General features: G+C 69.7%; 13 protein-coding genes and 4 pseudogenes. 10 read left to right on the top strand and 7 right to left on the bottom strand.

Translation table 11 applies throughout. The features are described 5' to 3' along the window. Nucleotides 1-13: 13 nt before the first annotated feature. The 4 genes and pseudogenes from OHB56_RS36385 (at nucleotide 14) to OHB56_RS36400 (ending at nucleotide 2,452) form a co-directional block, all read left to right on the top strand. Nucleotides 14-1,012 carry an NADPH:quinone oxidoreductase family protein gene (locus OHB56_RS36385; RefSeq protein WP_326755972.1) on the top strand — a complete coding sequence of 333 codons (999 nt, stop codon included), beginning with the start codon at nucleotides 14-16 and terminating at the stop codon, nucleotides 1,010-1,012. Then, the gene (locus tag OHB56_RS36390) at nucleotides 1,009-1,464 is read left to right on the top strand and encodes a MaoC/PaaZ C-terminal domain-containing protein (protein WP_406358101.1); all 456 of its coding nucleotides are present in this window, start codon (nucleotides 1,009-1,011) and stop codon (nucleotides 1,462-1,464) included. The genes OHB56_RS36385 and OHB56_RS36390 overlap by 4 nt, the downstream gene beginning before the upstream one ends. A 14-nt stretch (nucleotides 1,465-1,478) precedes the next feature. Next, a pseudogene (locus OHB56_RS36395) lies at nucleotides 1,479-1,601 on the top strand (3-oxoadipyl-CoA thiolase); the annotation flags it as partial. Continuing rightward, on the top strand, nucleotides 1,598-2,452 hold the full coding sequence (locus OHB56_RS36400; RefSeq protein ID WP_406358103.1) for a 3-hydroxyacyl-CoA dehydrogenase family protein: 855 nt from the start codon (nucleotides 1,598-1,600) through the stop codon (nucleotides 2,450-2,452). The pseudogene OHB56_RS36395 and the gene OHB56_RS36400, both read left to right, overlap by 4 nt. A 265-nt stretch (nucleotides 2,453-2,717) precedes the next feature. On the opposite strand, the gene OHB56_RS36405 is transcribed toward OHB56_RS36400, so the two are convergent. Next, nucleotides 2,718-3,461, bottom strand: coding sequence for a FadR/GntR family transcriptional regulator (locus OHB56_RS36405; protein ID WP_381000195.1), 744 nt, complete (start codon nucleotides 3,459-3,461; stop codon nucleotides 2,718-2,720). A gap of 334 nt (nucleotides 3,462-3,795) precedes the next feature. Between OHB56_RS36405 and OHB56_RS36410 the strand changes: the two genes are divergently transcribed. Together OHB56_RS36410 and OHB56_RS36415 are read left to right on the top strand one after the other, a co-directional pair. Then, nucleotides 3,796-4,584, top strand: coding sequence for an electron transfer flavoprotein subunit beta/FixA family protein (locus OHB56_RS36410; RefSeq protein ID WP_406358105.1), 789 nt, complete (start codon nucleotides 3,796-3,798; stop codon nucleotides 4,582-4,584). A 64-nt stretch (nucleotides 4,585-4,648) separates the two neighbouring features. Next, a complete protein-coding gene (locus OHB56_RS36415) occupies nucleotides 4,649-5,611 on the top strand; it encodes an electron transfer flavoprotein subunit alpha/FixB family protein (protein ID WP_406358107.1) in 963 nt (320 codons plus the stop codon). 266 nt (nucleotides 5,612-5,877) lie between these two features. Here OHB56_RS36415 and OHB56_RS36420 read toward each other — a convergent pair. The 3 genes and pseudogenes from OHB56_RS36420 to OHB56_RS36430 form a co-directional block, all read right to left on the bottom strand. Further along, a pseudogene (locus OHB56_RS36420) lies at nucleotides 5,878-6,363 on the bottom strand (transposase); the annotation flags it as partial. Nucleotides 6,364-6,379: 16 nt separating this feature from the next. Continuing rightward, the gene (locus tag OHB56_RS36425; RefSeq protein WP_326755979.1) at nucleotides 6,380-7,153 is read right to left on the bottom strand and encodes a hypothetical protein; all 774 of its coding nucleotides are present in this window, start codon (nucleotides 7,151-7,153) and stop codon (nucleotides 6,380-6,382) included. A gap of 242 nt (nucleotides 7,154-7,395) precedes the next feature. Further along, on the bottom strand, nucleotides 7,396-7,620 hold the full coding sequence (locus tag OHB56_RS36430; RefSeq protein ID WP_326755980.1) for a hypothetical protein: 225 nt from the start codon (nucleotides 7,618-7,620) through the stop codon (nucleotides 7,396-7,398). Nucleotides 7,621-8,034: 414 nt separating this feature from the next. Here OHB56_RS36430 and OHB56_RS36435 point away from each other — a divergent pair, with 414 nt between their 5' ends. Then, entirely contained in the window at nucleotides 8,035-9,426 is a 1,392-nt protein-coding gene (locus OHB56_RS36435; RefSeq protein WP_326755981.1) for a hypothetical protein, read from the top strand. Nucleotides 9,427-9,613: 187 nt separating this feature from the next. Here OHB56_RS36435 and OHB56_RS36440 read toward each other — a convergent pair whose 3' ends face one another. Beyond that, nucleotides 9,614-11,317, bottom strand: a complete 1,704-nt coding sequence (locus OHB56_RS36440; RefSeq protein ID WP_406358110.1) for an IclR family transcriptional regulator C-terminal domain-containing protein — start codon at nucleotides 11,315-11,317, stop codon at nucleotides 9,614-9,616. A 206-nt stretch (nucleotides 11,318-11,523) separates the two neighbouring features. On the opposite strand from OHB56_RS36440, the gene OHB56_RS36445 reads away from it, so the two are divergent. Further along, nucleotides 11,524-12,270, top strand: a complete 747-nt coding sequence (locus tag OHB56_RS36445) for an aquaporin (RefSeq protein WP_406358112.1) — start codon at nucleotides 11,524-11,526, stop codon at nucleotides 12,268-12,270. A 34-nt stretch (nucleotides 12,271-12,304) separates the two neighbouring features. Next, a complete protein-coding gene (locus tag OHB56_RS36450; protein WP_406358114.1) occupies nucleotides 12,305-13,774 on the top strand; it encodes an aldehyde dehydrogenase family protein in 1,470 nt (489 codons plus the stop codon). A 51-nt stretch (nucleotides 13,775-13,825) separates the two neighbouring features. Here OHB56_RS36450 and OHB56_RS36455 read toward each other — a convergent pair whose 3' ends face one another. After that, a complete protein-coding gene (locus OHB56_RS36455; RefSeq protein WP_406358116.1) occupies nucleotides 13,826-14,032 on the bottom strand; it encodes a DUF397 domain-containing protein in 207 nt (68 codons plus the stop codon). Here OHB56_RS36455 and OHB56_RS36460 point away from each other — a divergent pair. Further along, nucleotides 13,994-14,329: pseudogene (locus OHB56_RS36460) on the top strand (transposase); the annotation flags it as partial. The gene OHB56_RS36455 and the pseudogene OHB56_RS36460 sit on opposite strands and share 39 nt — an antisense overlap. A 285-nt stretch (nucleotides 14,330-14,614) precedes the next feature. Here OHB56_RS36460 and OHB56_RS36465 read toward each other — a convergent pair. Further along, nucleotides 14,615-14,827: pseudogene (locus OHB56_RS36465) on the bottom strand (hypothetical protein); the annotation flags it as partial. Nucleotides 14,828-14,831 lie beyond the last annotated feature (4 nt).

Raw genomic sequence — 14,831 nt, forward strand, 5'->3', positions numbered from 1 at the left:
CAAGGAGTCAACGATGCGTGCTGTGCTCGTCAAGGAGTTCGGTCCCCCGTCCGGTCTCGCGGTGGAGGAGGTGCCCGACCTGGTGCCCGGACCCGGTGAGGTCGTCATCGAGATCGGCGCGGTGAGTGTCAACTTCCCGGACGTCCTCGTGGTCGAGGGGACCTACCAGAACCTGCCGCCGCGCCCGTTCAGCCCGGGCAAGGAGGCGGCGGGACGCGTGATCGCGGTCGGTGAGGGCGTCGAGCGGATCACCGTCGGCCGACGGGTGCTGGCCCTGGTGGAGCACGGCGGTTACGCCGAACAGCTGTCCGTCCCCGAGGAGCTGGTCATGGAGCTCCCCGACGAGATGAGTTACGAGGAAGCGGCGGCGTTCGGCCTGGTGTACTCCACGGCGTACTTCGGCCTGCTCCGGCGCGGTCAGATGAAGTCCGGTGAGACGGTGCTCGTCACCGGCGCCGGTGGCGGGGTCGGGTCCGCCGGCGTGCAGCTCGCCAAGGCCCGGGGCGCCCGGGTCATCGCCCTCGCCCAGGACACCGCCAAGGGTGAACTGGCCCGCGAGCAGGGCGCCGACGTGGTGCTCACCTCGACTCCCGAGACGCTGCGCGACGACCTCCTCGCCGCCACCGACGGCAAGGGCGTCGACGTGGTGCTGGAGATGCTGGGCGGCGACTTCCTCACCCAGATCATCCGGGCCACCGCGTGGGAGGGCCGGATCGTCGTCGTCGGCTTCGCCTCCGGCGGGCAGAACCCGATCAAGCCGGGCCACCTGCTGGTCAAGAGCATCAGCGTGGTGGGCCTGCAGAGCAGCGACTACCGGGACCGGGCCCCCGAGCTGATGCGGTCGACCATGGCCGAGATGTTCGACCTGTTCGTGCAGGGCAAGGTCGACGCGGCCGTCGACAGGACGTTCCCGCTGGAGAACGCCGGTGATGCCCTGCAGTACGTGAGGGAGGGCAAGGTCAAGGGCAAGGTCGTCCTCACCACCGGTCTGGGCGGCGGAGCGGGGCGATGACGCTCTGGTTCGACGACCTGGTCGTGGGCCGCTCCTGGAGCAGCCCCTCGAGGACCGTCACGGAGGCCGACGTCGGCGCCTTCGCCGGGCTCACCGGTGACCGGTTCCCGCTGCACACCAGCGAGGAGTTCGCCAAGCGGACGCCGTTCGGCACCCGGATCGCCCACGGCCTGCTCGGACTCTCCTTCGCCCACGGGCTGATGTGGGCACGCACCGGTGAACTCGACCAGTCGGTGATCGCCTTCCTCGGCATCAGCGACTGGCGGTTCACCGCCCCGATCCACTTCGGCGACACCCTGCACGTCGACTACGCGGTGACCGCCCAGCGCCCGTCGTCCTCCCAAACCGACCGCGGGATCGTGGAGTTCGAGGCCCGTGTCGTCAACCAGCACGATGCCGTGGTCCAGCACGGTCTGAAGACCATGCTCATCTCCAGGGAGCACGCCGCATGAACCACGCCTTCCTCACCCCGGCGCACCGGTTGCGCCGGAGTGGTGACCGCTGGGAAGTGGCCGCGATCCGCATCGGCGTGGGCCAGGCCCTCGCCGTCGTCCTCGAGAACGTCACCCACGGATCGGAGAACCGATGAGTCCGCCCAGCAGCCTGCCCGAGAACGTCGGCGTCTACGGCGGTGGCCGGATGGGAGCGGGCATCGCGCACGCCTTCCTGTTGGCCGGCACGTCGGTGACCGTCGTGGAGGCCTCCGAACCGGCTGCCGCCGCGGCCCGTGAGCGGGTCGAGGCGAGCCTGGCCAAGGCACAGGAGCGCGGAAAGCTCGCCGGACCGCTGCCGGACGTCGTCGCCCGGCTCTCGGTCTCCACCGACCCCGGGGTGCTGGCCAAGTGCGGGCTGGTGGTGGAGGCCGTGCCGGAAGACGTGGAGCTGAAGCGGCGGGTGCTGGCCTCGGTTGCGGGAGTGGCCCCGGACGCCTACCTGGCGACGAACACCTCCAGTCTGCCGGTCGACGGGCTGGCATCGGATCTGCCGGCGCCCGACCGGCTGGTGGGGCTGCACTTCTTCAATCCGGTGCCGGCCAGCGAACTCGTCGAGATCGTGGTGGGGCCGAAGACCGCGCCGGAGCTGGTGAGCGAAGCCCAGGCGTGGGTGGAGGCGCTGGGGAAGACGGCCATCACGGTCACCGACTCCCCGGGGTTCGCCAGCAGCAGGCTCGGAGTGGCTCTCGCGTTGGAAGCGATGCGGATGCTCGAGGACGGGGTCGCGTCCGCGGAGGACATCGACACGGCCATGACACTGGGCTACAAGCACCCGATGGGTCCGCTGAAGACGACGGACGTGGTGGGGCTCGACGTGCGGTTGGCCATCGCGGAGCACCTCGCGCGCGAGGTGGGGGAAAGGTTCGAGCCCCCCGCCATTCTGCGGGAGAAGGTGAAGTCGGGGGACCTCGGCCGCAAGACCGGGAAGGGCTTCTACTCCTGGTGAGTTCCGCTCGTCAACGCGGTGCGGCACGCCGATGGGAAATCGGTGCGCCGCACTGCGTTGACGAGCGGCGCAGAACAAGAACCGGGGACACCCCCGTGACCGGACCCGCAACTCCGCGCCGTCGGCCCGTTCGGGCCGACGGCGCGCTTGTGCGGTGGGGACCGGTGGCAAGGCGCTGTACACGAACGAACGACCGGATCCGCGACGCCGTCCGCTCTCGCCGACCGCGACATGAGCGGTCGGTGGAAGCGGCGGCGCCGGGCGATCACAGACTCAGTACGTGTTCGCGGAGGTAGACGAGGTGCTCGTTGACGGCTTGCTCGGCCGAGTCCGGGTCGGACGCGGCGATCGCCTTGACGATCTTCTGATGCTGGCGCACGGTCTTACGGCCGACCTCGGGAGACAGGTCCAGGTAGTGGACCGGTTCCGTTTCGCGGTGCAGCGCGTGGACGAACGAGGCGAGAAGCCGATTGCCCGACGCCTTGGCGATCGCGGCGTGGAAGCGGGCATCGAGATCAGGCACATCCGGATCGTCGACCGAGATGGTCTTCTGCCGCTCGACGATGTCCTGCAGCTTCGCCAGGTCCTCGTCCGAGCGGTGCTGGGCGGCAAGCCGTGCGGCCGGCACCTCCAGGTACTGGCGCAGCATGGCCACCTCTTCCACTCGGAGGTTGCCCAGTTGCAGAAGGTTGTGAAGCGACTCCTGCAGAAGATTGCCCAGGGACTGGTGGTCGACGCTGCGCACGAAACTGCCACCGCCGACGCCGGGCGTCTTGTCGATCAGCTTCTGGCTGACCAGCGACCGCAGAGCCTCACGCACCGTGGTGCGGCTGACGTCGAACTGCCGGGCCAGTTCCGCCTCCGAGGGAAGCCGTTCACCGCTGCGCAACTCGCCTGACAGAATTGCTGCGCGGATCTTCTCCTCCACTTGCTCGCGAGGGCGTAGCACCTTCTGGCCGATGAGCTTCGCCGTAGCACCGCGGGCGGCGTGTTTCGTGTGTGGTTCCACGCTTCTCGCACTCTCCCAGGTCTACACGTTGGTAAATATTAGACAGCATACCGCGAGGGTGGGCGGTGGGTGCGAGAACCGCCGAACGCCCCTCGGCGTATGTCTGTTGAGGCGGTGAGTGTCCGGTTGGCGGATCCCTTCTCCGGGCGGGTTTCTGCTTCGTTGACAGGTCGGTAAATGTCTAATATTTTTCTTCTGCTCGCTCGGGTGAGAGGGGGCTTGCCGAGGCAGGCCGACCAGGCCGACGCCCTCACCGGACACGTGAGCCCGTCGAGCCCTTCATCGCGGGGGCCGTCCGTGCGCCCCGCAACCGTGAGTGACCAGGAGACGCTTCGTGAGCTTGAGGATCGTTGTCACCGTGAAGTACGTGCCCGACGCCACCGGCGACCGGCACTTCGCCGATGACCTGACCGTCGACCGCGACGACGTGGACGGTCTGCTCTCCGAGCTGGACGAGTACGCGGTCGAGCAGGCGCTGCAGATCTCGGAGAACTCCGACGACGACGTGGAGATCACCGTGCTGACGGTGGGCCCCGAGGACGCCAAGGACGCGCTGCGCAAGGCGCTGTCCATGGGCGCCGACAAGGCGATCCACGTCGAGGACGACGACCTGCACGGCAGTGACGCCATCGGCACCTCCCTGGTGTTGGCCCGGGCGATCGAGAAGGCCGGCTACGACCTGGTCATCTCCGGCATGGCCTCCACCGACGGCGTGATGGGCGTGGTGCCGGCGCTGCTCGCCGAGCGCCTGGGCGTGCCGCAGGTCACGCTCCTGTCGGAGGTCGCGGTCGCCGGCGGCACGGTGTCGGGCCGCCGGGACGGCGACGCCGCCTCCGAGCAGCTGCAGGCGTCGCTGCCCGCGGTGGTCTCGGTCACCGACCAGTCGGGCGAGGCGCGCTACCCCTCCTTCAAGGGCATCATGGCGGCGAAGAAGAAGCCGGTCGCCTCCTGGGACCTGTCCGACCTGGACCTGGAGGCCGACGAGGTCGGCCTCGAGGGTGCCTACACCGTGGTCGAGGACGCCACCGAGCGCCCGGCCCGCAGTGCGGGCACGATCGTCAAGGACGAGGGCGAGGGCGGCAAGCAGCTCGCCGCCTTCCTCGCGAGCCAGAAGTTCATCTGAGCCCACCGGCCCCAGCTCGCTTTTCGCCCCCTTCACACTTCGCAAGCAGGAGAGAAGAAGTCCCATGGCTGAAGTTCTCGTCTACGTCGACCACGCGGACGGCGCCGTCCGCAAGCCGACCCTGGAGCTGCTCACCCTGGCCCGCCGCCTCGGCGAGCCGGTCGCCGTCGCGCTGGGCGCCGGCGCCGCCGCCACCGCCGGTGTGCTGGCCGAGCACGGCGCGGCGCGGGTGTTGACCCACGAGGCCGCCGAGTACGCCGACTACCTGGTGGTGCCCAAGGTGGACGCCCTGCAGGCCGCGGCCGCGCAGGTCTCCCCGGTGGCGGTGCTGGTGCCCTCCTCCGCCGAGGGCAAGGAGATCGCCGCCCGCCTGGCGCTGCGCCTGGGCTCGGGCGTCATCACCGACGCCGTCGACCTTCAGGCGTCCGAGGCGGGCCCGGTGGCCACCCAGTCGGTGTTCGCCGCCGCCTACACCACCCGCTCGCGTGTCTCCCGGGGCACCCCGGTCATCACCGTCAAGCCGAACTCGGTCGCCGTGGAGGCGGCCCCGGCCGCCGGCGCGGTCGAGGCGCTGTCGGTGACCTTCTCCGCGCAGGCCACCGGCACCAAGGTGACCGGCCGCACGCCGCGCGAGTCGACCGGGCGTCCGGAGCTGACCGAGGCCGCGATCGTGGTCTCCGGTGGGCGTGGGGTGGGCGGCGCGGAGAGCTTCGCGGTCATCGAGGCGCTCGCCGACTCCCTGGGCGCGGCCGTCGGCGCCTCGCGGGCCGCGGTGGACGCCGGCTGGTACCCGCACACCAGCCAGGTCGGCCAGACCGGCAAGAGCGTCTCGCCGCAGCTGTACATCGCCTCCGGCATCTCCGGAGCGATCCAGCACCGGGCGGGCATGCAGACCTCGAAGACGATCGTGGCGGTCAACAAGGACGCCGAGGCCCCGATCTTCGACCTGGTCGACTACGGCGTGGTCGGCGACCTGTTCGACGTCGTCCCGCAGCTCACCGAGGAGATCAACACCCGCAAGGACTGAGTGCGCGAGCGGTAACCGGGCCCGTCGCAGCACTTCCGTGGAAGTGGGCGCCTGCGTGCAGCAGGACGGACCACGCTGGGCGCCCTCCTTCCTGGGGCATGACACTGGCGACCTCGCGTAATCGAGAGTCGCGTATTCCTTGGCCGGTGAGGGCTCGTGGTCACCGTGAGTGGCCATGGGGAGCGTAGCGACTCCAGGTTCCTCCGGCTTCTGCGACGAGGCGGGCGTTCAGGCCACTGGGCGGATCCGGCCACCGGTTGCCTGTCGTATTCGGGGTCGCGGGAGGTCTTCCAGGTCTTTATGCGTGGAAAGGAGACGCCCTCCTCGCGGAGCAGGACCCGCAGGCCCTCGTGGCTGATGTCGTCGATCACCCCTCGGCGACCAGGAAGTCGGCCGGCTTGGCCAGGCTCCAGGTCGAAAACGGCAGGCCGTGCTCGGCCGGCTTCGACTTGGCGACCTTCTTGATCTCCCGGCGCTCCGGGAGGGTGAAGGTTCTGGGCCGACCGCCCTTGTACTTCGGGTAGAGCGAGTCGAACCCGTCGGCGTTGAAGTTGTGGATCACCAGCCCGGACCCGGTCGGGGCTGGTGAACGTCACCTTGGCGATCTTCACCACGGGCATGCCCTGCGCGGACAACAGCACCATCCGGGCCCGCCGCCAGGTCACCACCGAACCGGTGCCCCTGAGGGTGATCTGCAGCAACCGCCTGCCCTCGTCGTCATCGATCTCCCGGACCCGCACACGTTCAGCCACGTGATCATTCTGGTCCTCAGCGGTGCATCTCAGCGGTCTTCCGCGGATCGTCCGCCAGAATGCGGTCCGCCAGCCGCCGTACCTGCTCCTCCACGGGGTGATCGCCGGTGACGAACAACTCGTACTGGTAAAGATCTGTACGTTCGCCGGGCCCCCGGACCTGGTGGAAGTGGACATCTACACCCTGGGGGCTGGTGATTTCCTCGGGGAGATCGGGCTCCTCGCGTCGTGGCGAGACACTCGTGAGGACGCAGCCCCAGCGCTCGAACCAGCCGCTGTCTGCAAGGGTCTGCTCGAGGAGCCGGGCAACGGTGTCCAGGGGCTCTTCCCAGCTGCGGTCCGCGGCGGCCCGCGCGAGCTCAGCCTCGTACTGGGCGCTGTCGAAGCGGAAGTCCGCCGGCACTGCTGTGATGTTGCTGGTGTTTTCCCAGGACTCCCAGATCACCTGATCGCCTTCACGACGGATGGTGACGTACAGGGCGCCGCAGCAGCCGGCCGTGCAGGTCGGCGCGGTGATCATGACTCTGCGGGGTTCCTCCGTGACCGCCAGCGGCCAGCTCTCGGCCGGCCCCCTCCAGTATCGGCAGCTGGGTGCGAACCCTTCCGGGTGGACCTCCTTCAGGACGTCCACGCCGTCGATCAGAGGACGCACTTCGGCCCAGGGATCCTCGTCCCAGTCGTCCGGAATCCTGTGCTGCAAAGTCAAGGTGCTGATCGCCAGATGTTCGGTCACACTCCCATGATCGGTTGAGGCCACGCCACCGCATACCCATTTTCTGGCTGTGATCATCCTTGGCGGGCACACCGCGCGCGGTCATCGTTCGTGATTCCGCTGAAGCCGCTTGGACATTGCCGTAGTGAGCGAGGTCGACGAGCTGCTCGCGGACGCCGGGTCCTCCGGTAGCCCGGAAACGGGCCAGTGCCACCCTGCGTAGCAGCCAGACGATGCGTCATGACCAGGCAAGGATTGCCTGATGCGGCACTAGACCGCCCTGCTGCGACCTCGACAGGCAGCAGAGCGGTTTCGTCTGGTCAGCCGCCGTTCAGGATGCCGGCCGCGACCATGACGACCATGCAGAGAGTCAGGGTCGATGTGAACGCCGCCCCGGCATTCCTGGTGATCGTGTTGGCGTCGGCATGCTGAAGGCGGGCGAGGAAGCCCGCGATCAGCGCCGCGCAGCAGGAAATCAGGAAGGCGATCGTGATGAGGGTGATGGTGAGTGCGGCGCCGATGGTGGGCATAACCAGGTAGGTCACAGTTCCGCCTCTCTGCTGTCGGTCGGCGCAGCCGACCGACAGTCGGGTGGGTTGGCGGGTCCGTCGGCACGAGGGTTACCAGGCCAGGGTCGACGGACCCGCACTTCTTCGAAGGCGGTTTGCCATGGAGCGGGCACGCCCTCATCGTGGTGGTGCCCATCCAGCCACGCGTTCGATCGTGTGTGGATGGAAGCCTTTCAGGTGGACAACCATCGGCATCTGTCAGAGCCCTGACCTGTGCGTTGTTCCCATGTACTTCCGTAGTGATGCTGTTTGTCCGGCCGCGTACTCGATCTTCGAGTCAACTACGTGGGTAACCGCGGCGCCCTGACCTGCACTTTGCCGGCGCACCCACATGCCCTAGATTCCTGAGGTATGTGAGTTATACGCTGATGGAACCTGATGGGAGGTCAAGTGCCGACCCTGAATGCCCAGTTAAGTGCCGAATTCCGCGATGCGGTGCGGGACGAATGCAACAGGATCAACCAGCGCAGGCCCAGGCCAGGCGCACCGAAGAGGCAGGCGCCGGATGGAGACTTCGGCCCGTACAGCGCGGCCTTCACGCTGAACCGCACCTGGCTCGCCCAGCTCGTACACGAGCGGCATCCCGCCCTGGGCATGTCACTCGAAGACATCGAACTGATCTTCAAACCGAACTGTCGGCTTCTGCCGGTGGATCTCGATCTGCGTCAGCGCTTCCTCCAAGCGGTGGAGGACGAACTGAGCCGGTGCGCCAAGATCGCAGGCAAGATGGCTCCGACCACGGACTTCACCAGAGCCTTCCTCGGAGCGGAGCCCAAGACGCATCAGCTCAGCCCGTTCAATCCAGAGGACCTCGGATTCTTTCGGATCTCCACATGGAACCCGGCGCGCCCCATGATCGAGGACCGCAACGTGGCGCCTGTCGAGATCGTGGACTGGGCGACCGAGCTGACCCGCCACGGGCAGCGCGAAGACTGGATCCGCGACCACGACCTGTTCGACCGCCTGCTGGCCGAGGCCCAAGCCGAAGGCTTGGGCAGCCCATGCCCTGCCCTGGTCGGCTACGAGGTGGACGATCGGGAACAAGACCCCCGCAGCGAGCAACTGCACCTGAAGGTGTCCCACTCCGTCTACTCGCGCCACGTGGCCCTGCGCAACTACATGCGCGCTGACAAGGCCGCCTACGAAGCGGTCCGGAACAGGATCCTCAACGGCAAGTACACCAACGGCCGACAAGAAGGGCTGCGCCGCATCATCAGGTCCGCCCCCAGGTCCAACATCGCCATCAACGTCACGGTCCAGAGCCGCACCGGCACGCTCATGGTCATCGGCCGTCCGAAGGGACAGCGTGTCTGGGCGGACTTCCACCAGGCAGGTGCCCACGAGACCATGAACTGGCCCGCCCCCCAGGAGGCCGTGGAATCGTGGTTCAAGCTCGCGAGGCGGGCCCTGAAAGAGGAGATCGGCCTCACAGACCGCTCCGACTACTACGACCACATCGTCTTCTCGTGGTGCGGTTTCTACGCCCTCGAGGCATCCGCGTACTTCTTCGCTCACGTGCGGACCCGGCTCAGCGAACAGCAACTCGTCGACGCAGTCCGCGCGTCATCAGGGCGCATCGAGGCCGACACCGTTGCGTGGATCCCCGTCACCGCGGAATCGCGCGATTCCGTCATCGATACCTGGAAGGCTGGTCCCTGGGAAGAGGATGCCGAGTACGACCCCGCAGGACGCCGCTGGCTCCCGCACTCGGCTCTGTCGCTCACTGAACTTCTCCGGGTAACTGAGCAGGGCATGATGACACCCCCAGAAGTCGACTCCTGATTCAGTAGGGGTTGAAGCGGCGCCGGGTAGGACGACCCCGAAGACCCCGGGCAGGACCACCCGGCCGCGAGCGCCGCCAACGCGGCTCACTCGCCCCTGCCGACCCGCACTCCGGAGTCGCGCGCGTGAGGAGAGGCCCCACGCCGTGGGAGTGCGCCGCTGCGCGGGTGTTCAATCGGCGGGGCGGTCAGCCCGTCTGTACGGGGGTGCCGGCGAACCTGACGGCCAGGTCCGACTCGATCCGGTCGGCGCAGGCGCGCAGCGCCGGGAGGAGGGTGTCCCTGGTGTGCTCGGGCGGCTCGGGGCCGGCGTGCAGGGCTACGTTCACGGCTCCGACGGCTCGCCCGCTCCGGTCCCGGACCGGTACGGCCAGCGAGCGCAGTCCCGCCTCCAACTCCTGCTCGACCAAGGCGTGTCCCTCACGGGCGACCCGGTCCAAGGCGGCGGCGAGCGCGTGGGGCGAGGTGAGCGTGCGCGGGGTCAGGGCCCGCGGTCGCGAGGCGTTGACGCGTTCCCGCCGGTCCGCCTCGGGCAGGTCCGCGAGCAGGACCCGGCCCATGGAGGTGGCGTACGCGGGCAGTCGTGTGCCGGGCATGATCCGGGCGCTGGTGATCTGTTGGGCGGCGGCCCGGGCCACATAGTGGACCTCGATGCCATCGAGGACCGCGAGTGAAGCCGACTCCCTTACCTGTCCGGCCAGTTCGGTCAGATGGGGCTGGGCGATGTCGGCGAGGGTGAGGGTGGACAGCCGCGCGTAGCCGAGTTCCAGGACGCGCGGGGACGGCAGGAAGCGGCGGCCGACCTGTTCCACGTAACCCAGTTGACGGAGCGTCAGCAGATTGCGACGGGTGCTGGGGTACGAGAGTCCGGCCGCCTCGGCGGCCTCGGCGAGGGTGAGTCCGCCGCGCTGTCGGCCGAGCGCGGTCAGGACGGCGAGGCCCCTGGCCAGCGCCTGCAGGAAGGACGGCCCCAGTTCGGACTTGGCGTCGGCGTAGGCGGGGGCGGCAGGCGGCGCAGCGGCTGCCGTCGAGGTGCCGTACAGCGCGTCCGCGATGTGCCGGGCCTCCTCTGTCATCGTGGCCAGTGCGTGCGCGCGCAGGTCGTCGCCGCTGTGGCGGCTGGTGTGCGCCAGCACGCTGATCGCGCAGACGGGCCGGCCGTCGGGGTCGCGCACCGGGACCGCCACTGCGACCAGGCCCGGGGCGACCAATTGGTCGTCCAGCGCCCAGCCGTCCGCGTCGGCCGCCGCGGACCAGGCGGCGAAGTCCGCCTCCGTCCGCTCGGGGAGGGGTGTGGCGCGGCGCGCGGGAACGGCCGGGAAGTTCTCGTCCAGGGGGTCGGCGGCGCGGCGGGCCCGCCACGCGTCGTACGTGTCGGGCTGCCAGCCGGCGGCGAGTACGGCACCGGCCGCGCAGCGCTCGGCGGGTAGCAGGTCGCCGATGCGGAAGCCCAGGGGGATCATCCTGCCGGGAGGGACGGCCTTGCCGACGATGCGTGCGTCGCAGCCGTCGAGGACGATCGCCGAGATCGACTCGTCGAGGGCGCGGGCCAGCCGCTCCAGGCTCGGCCGCAGCGCGTGGGGCATGCCGCTCGCGTGCAGGTAGGCGTTGCCGAACTCCATCAGGCGCGGGGCGGGGACGAGGTCGCGTCCCACGGTGCGCAGATAGTCGAGGTGGGTCAGGGTCGCGGTGATCCGGTCGACGGTCGAACGCGCCAGACCGGTCGCGCGGGCGAGGTCGCCCGGGCGCGGGGAATGGGGAGCCTCGGCCACGATCCGCAGCACGGCCAGTCCACGCTCCAGCGGGCCGGCGGCTTCCGCCCCGGAGTCGGTCGGCGAAGGGGCCGCCGGCGCGGATGCCGTCGGTGCCGCCCTCGAAACGCCCGGCGCCATGGCACTTCCTCCTGTATGTCGGCTTCCCGGCGCATGCGGCCGTACCCGTCTTCAGGGGAACGCTACCGGCCATTGACAGCCTCTCGGCGATCGCGCACACTCGGCGCACTCGTTTAATGAAAGTAAGTTCACTCAGCGAAAAAAAATGGTGGTCCGGTGTGCTGCGGGACGCATCCCGCCGGGCTGCCCCTGCCCTGAGGACTCCCATGAGCACTTCCGCCCAGAGCCGTGCGGATCTCGTCCGGCACAGCGCGTACGAGTTCGCGCTGACCACGGTGCTTCTCTTCGCAGTGGTGAGCCTGATCCGCTGCCTGGCCCTGCCCGGGTCGCCGCTGGCGATCGGCGACCCGCAGACCCTGTTCGCCGTCGCGGGAGTCGCGGTCGCCGCGCTCATCGCGGGCCTGATGTACTCGCCGCCCGGCCGCAGATCCGGGGGCCACATGCACCCCGGCGTCACCGTCTTCCTGTGGTCGAGCGGTCTCTTCCCGGCCCGCGCCGTCCTCCCGTACATCGCCGCGCAGCTCGCCGGATCCGTGGCCGGCACCGCGCTGGCCGGGCTGGTGTGGGGCGGGGCCGTGCGCCAGGTCGGGCACGGAGCCGTGCACCCCGCACCCGGGACCGGCGCGGTCGAACTGTTCCTCATCGAGGGCGCCGCGCTCGCCGCGGTGTTCGTCGCGGTGGCGCTGGTGATGACCAGACCTGCCCTGGGAGCGCTGATCCCGGCGGCCATCGGCGTCGGCGTGGGCGTGGTCATCGCGACCCTGGGCACCGTGACCGGCGCGAGCATCAACCCGGCGCGCGCCTTCGGCCCGGCCCTGCTCTCGGGTACGTACGAGCACTTCTGGAACTACATGATCGCGCCGGTGGTCGCCCCGGCCCTCGTCGGCCTCGCCCACCGCGCCCTGCGCGCCCGCCGGACCACCGCCCCCGCAGCCACGCCCGCCGAGGCCTGAGCCTTCACGTCCCCCTCTTCCACAGGAGCACTTCGTGTCCATCTCCCGAGGACTGATCATCAACGGCCAGGAGGGCCCCGCCTCCTCCGGCCGCACCGCGACCGACACCAACCCCTGGACCGGCGCCGTCTGCGCGGAGGTCGCCGCGGGCACCCCGGACGACGTACGCCGTGCCGTGGACGCCGCCGACGCCGCGTTCGAGGCGTGGGCCGCGACCAAGCCGGCCGAACGCCGCCGGATCTTCCTGCGCGCCGCGCAGCTGATGGCCGAGCGCACCGAGGAGGTCGTACGGCTGATGGCCGCGGAGGTCGGCGGCGTCGCCCCCTGGGCGGGCTTCAACGCCCACCTGGCCGCCGACATCCTGCTGGAGGCGGCGGCCGAGGTCAGCCGCCCGACCGGCCAGATCCTCGCCACCGACGCCGACGGCGTCCACTCCGCCCAGGTGCGGGTGCCCAAGGGGGTGATCGCCGCCATCTCGCCGTGGAACGCGCCGGTCATCCTCGGCGTCCGCGCGGTGGCGATGCCCATCGCGATGGGCAACACCGTGGTGATGAAGCCCAGCGAGGACGCGCCGATCGCCTGCGGCCTGCTGATCTCGGACGTCCTGCACGAGGCGGGACTGCCCGCGGGTGTGCTCAACGTCGTCACCAACGACCGCGCCGACGCGGCAGAGGTGGTGTCCGCGCTGATCGCCGACCCCAGGGTGCGGATGGTCAACTTCACCGGCTCCACGGAGGTCGGCCGCACCATCGGTGTCCAGGCCGCCCAGCACCTCAAGCCCGCCGTCCTCGAACTCGGCGGCAAGAACGCCCTCTTGGTACTGGAGGACGCGGACGTCGACTACGCGGTGGACGCCGCGGTCTTCGGCTCCTTCATGAACGCGGGCCAGATCTGCATGTGCGTGGACCGGGTCATCGTCCACCGCGCGGTCGCCGACGAGTTCACCGCCAAGTTCGCCGCCCGCGTCGGAGCACTGCCCTGCGGCGACCCGAGCGACCCGGGCACGGCGGTCGGCCCGGTCGTGAACGAGGCCGCCGCCCGCCGGGTCGCGTCACTCGTCGCGGACGCGGTCGCCCAGGGCGCCGAACTGGCCGCGGGCACCGGCGAGATCGAGGAACCGGGCACCCTGATCCGCCCGGTCGTCCTCACCGGGGTCACCAAGGACATGAAGATCTACTACGACGAGATCTTCGGCCCGGCGACCGTCGTCCACGTCGTCGACAGCGCCGACGAGGCCGTGGCGCTCGCCAACGACACCCCGTACGGGCTCACCGCGGGCGTCATCACCGAGAACCTGGCCAAGGGCCTGGAGGTCGCCGGCCGGCTGCGCACCGGCATCGTCCACGTCAACGACCAGTCCATCGCGGACGAACCGCAGGCCCCCTTCGGCGGCGTGAAGAGCTCCGGCTACGGCCGCTTCGGTGGCCAGGCCGGCGCCGAGGCCTTCACCGACACCCGCTGGGTCACGGCGCAGGCCAGGGGCCACGCGCACTTCCCGATCTGACGAACGAGCGCCCGACCGGCGGATTCATCGGCCGGTCGGGCGCGCACACCGCTACTCGGCCGCGAGCGCCACGAACGCGGCCCACTCGTCCCGGCCGACCCGCAGCACGGGGCCGCCGCCCACAGCCTTCGAGTCCCATACGTACACAGCGCCCACTGCGGTGGCCACCTTGCCGCAGTCGCCGCCGTTGGTTCCGCTGTAGCTGCTCTTGAACCACGCGAGGAGGAGGAGAGCCTCCTCGACGACGTCCTTTCCCACTGCCCCGAGCTTGCCTCACTGCGCACCCACGTCCACGCCTTCGCCCGCATGATCTGCGACCGCACCGGCACCGACCTGCCTGCCTGGACCTGCGCGGTCCGCGCCGACGACCTACCCCGGCTACACGCCTTCGCCGACGGACTCGAACGCGACCGGGACGCTGTCCTGGCCGGCCTCACCCTGCCCTGGAGCAGCGGTCCCGTCGAAGGTCACGTCAACCGGATCAAGATACTCAAACGACAGATGTACGGGCGGGCCTCGCTCCCACTCCTACGCAAGCGCGTCCTCCTCGCGTGACGTTCCGTCACTGCATCACGGAAATCTTGGCAAAACCCATCGATGACGCCGTCGCGTGCCCGGACCTGGGGCCGGCGTGGTCGCACACCGCTGATCCGGGTGCGGGGTCGCTCCTGGCGCCGACTGTCGATCACAGCGCAGACCTGCTCACCTCCTCCTACGCGGTGCTCTTCGCGGACATACAACTTGCCGCGCCCATCCCCCCCCGTACGGGCCGCCGGCATCGCTGACCGGCCGGCCCACTTCCTCACCGACACCTCGACGCGCAGCCCGGTCGAGTCCGCCGCCGAAGCGAAGGACTTGCAGCAGTTCGTCGAAGACGATCCGGTCGCTGATCCGGCGTCGGCGGCGGCCCGACGGGTGGGTCGGATCGAACTCGGGCCGCTGTGGCAGCAGGACGGCGAATTGGTCGCACAGCGGTTCGGTCAGCCATGATGGCGGCGCCTGTGCCTGCCTCCTCTGGCAACTGGCCCCAACCCGCGCCCAACAGCGGTACATCTTA

This window comes from Streptomyces sp. NBC_01635, assembly GCF_045209715.1.
Lineage (GTDB): Bacteria > Actinomycetota > Actinomycetes > Streptomycetales > Streptomycetaceae > Streptomyces > Streptomyces hirsutus.

What these genes read in the sequence shown, in the direction of transcription:
- OHB56_RS36385 (WP_326755972.1), top strand. Translation starts at nt 14, where the DNA reads ATGCGTGCTGTGCTCGTCAAGGAGTTCGGTCCCCCGTCCGGTCTCGCG.
- OHB56_RS36390 (WP_406358101.1), top strand. Translation starts at nt 1,009, where the DNA reads ATGACGCTCTGGTTCGACGACCTGGTCGTGGGCCGCTCCTGGAGCAGC.
- OHB56_RS36400 (WP_406358103.1), top strand. Translation starts at nt 1,598, where the DNA reads ATGAGTCCGCCCAGCAGCCTGCCCGAGAACGTCGGCGTCTACGGCGGT.
- OHB56_RS36415 (WP_406358107.1), top strand. Translation starts at nt 4,649, where the DNA reads ATGGCTGAAGTTCTCGTCTACGTCGACCACGCGGACGGCGCCGTCCGC.
- OHB56_RS36425 (WP_326755979.1), bottom strand. Translation starts at nt 7,153, where the DNA reads ATGATCACAGCCAGAAAATGGGTATGCGGTGGCGTGGCCTCAACCGAT.
- OHB56_RS36440 (WP_406358110.1), bottom strand. Translation starts at nt 11,317, where the DNA reads ATGGCGCCGGGCGTTTCGAGGGCGGCACCGACGGCATCCGCGCCGGCG.
- OHB56_RS36445 (WP_406358112.1), top strand. Translation starts at nt 11,524, where the DNA reads ATGAGCACTTCCGCCCAGAGCCGTGCGGATCTCGTCCGGCACAGCGCG.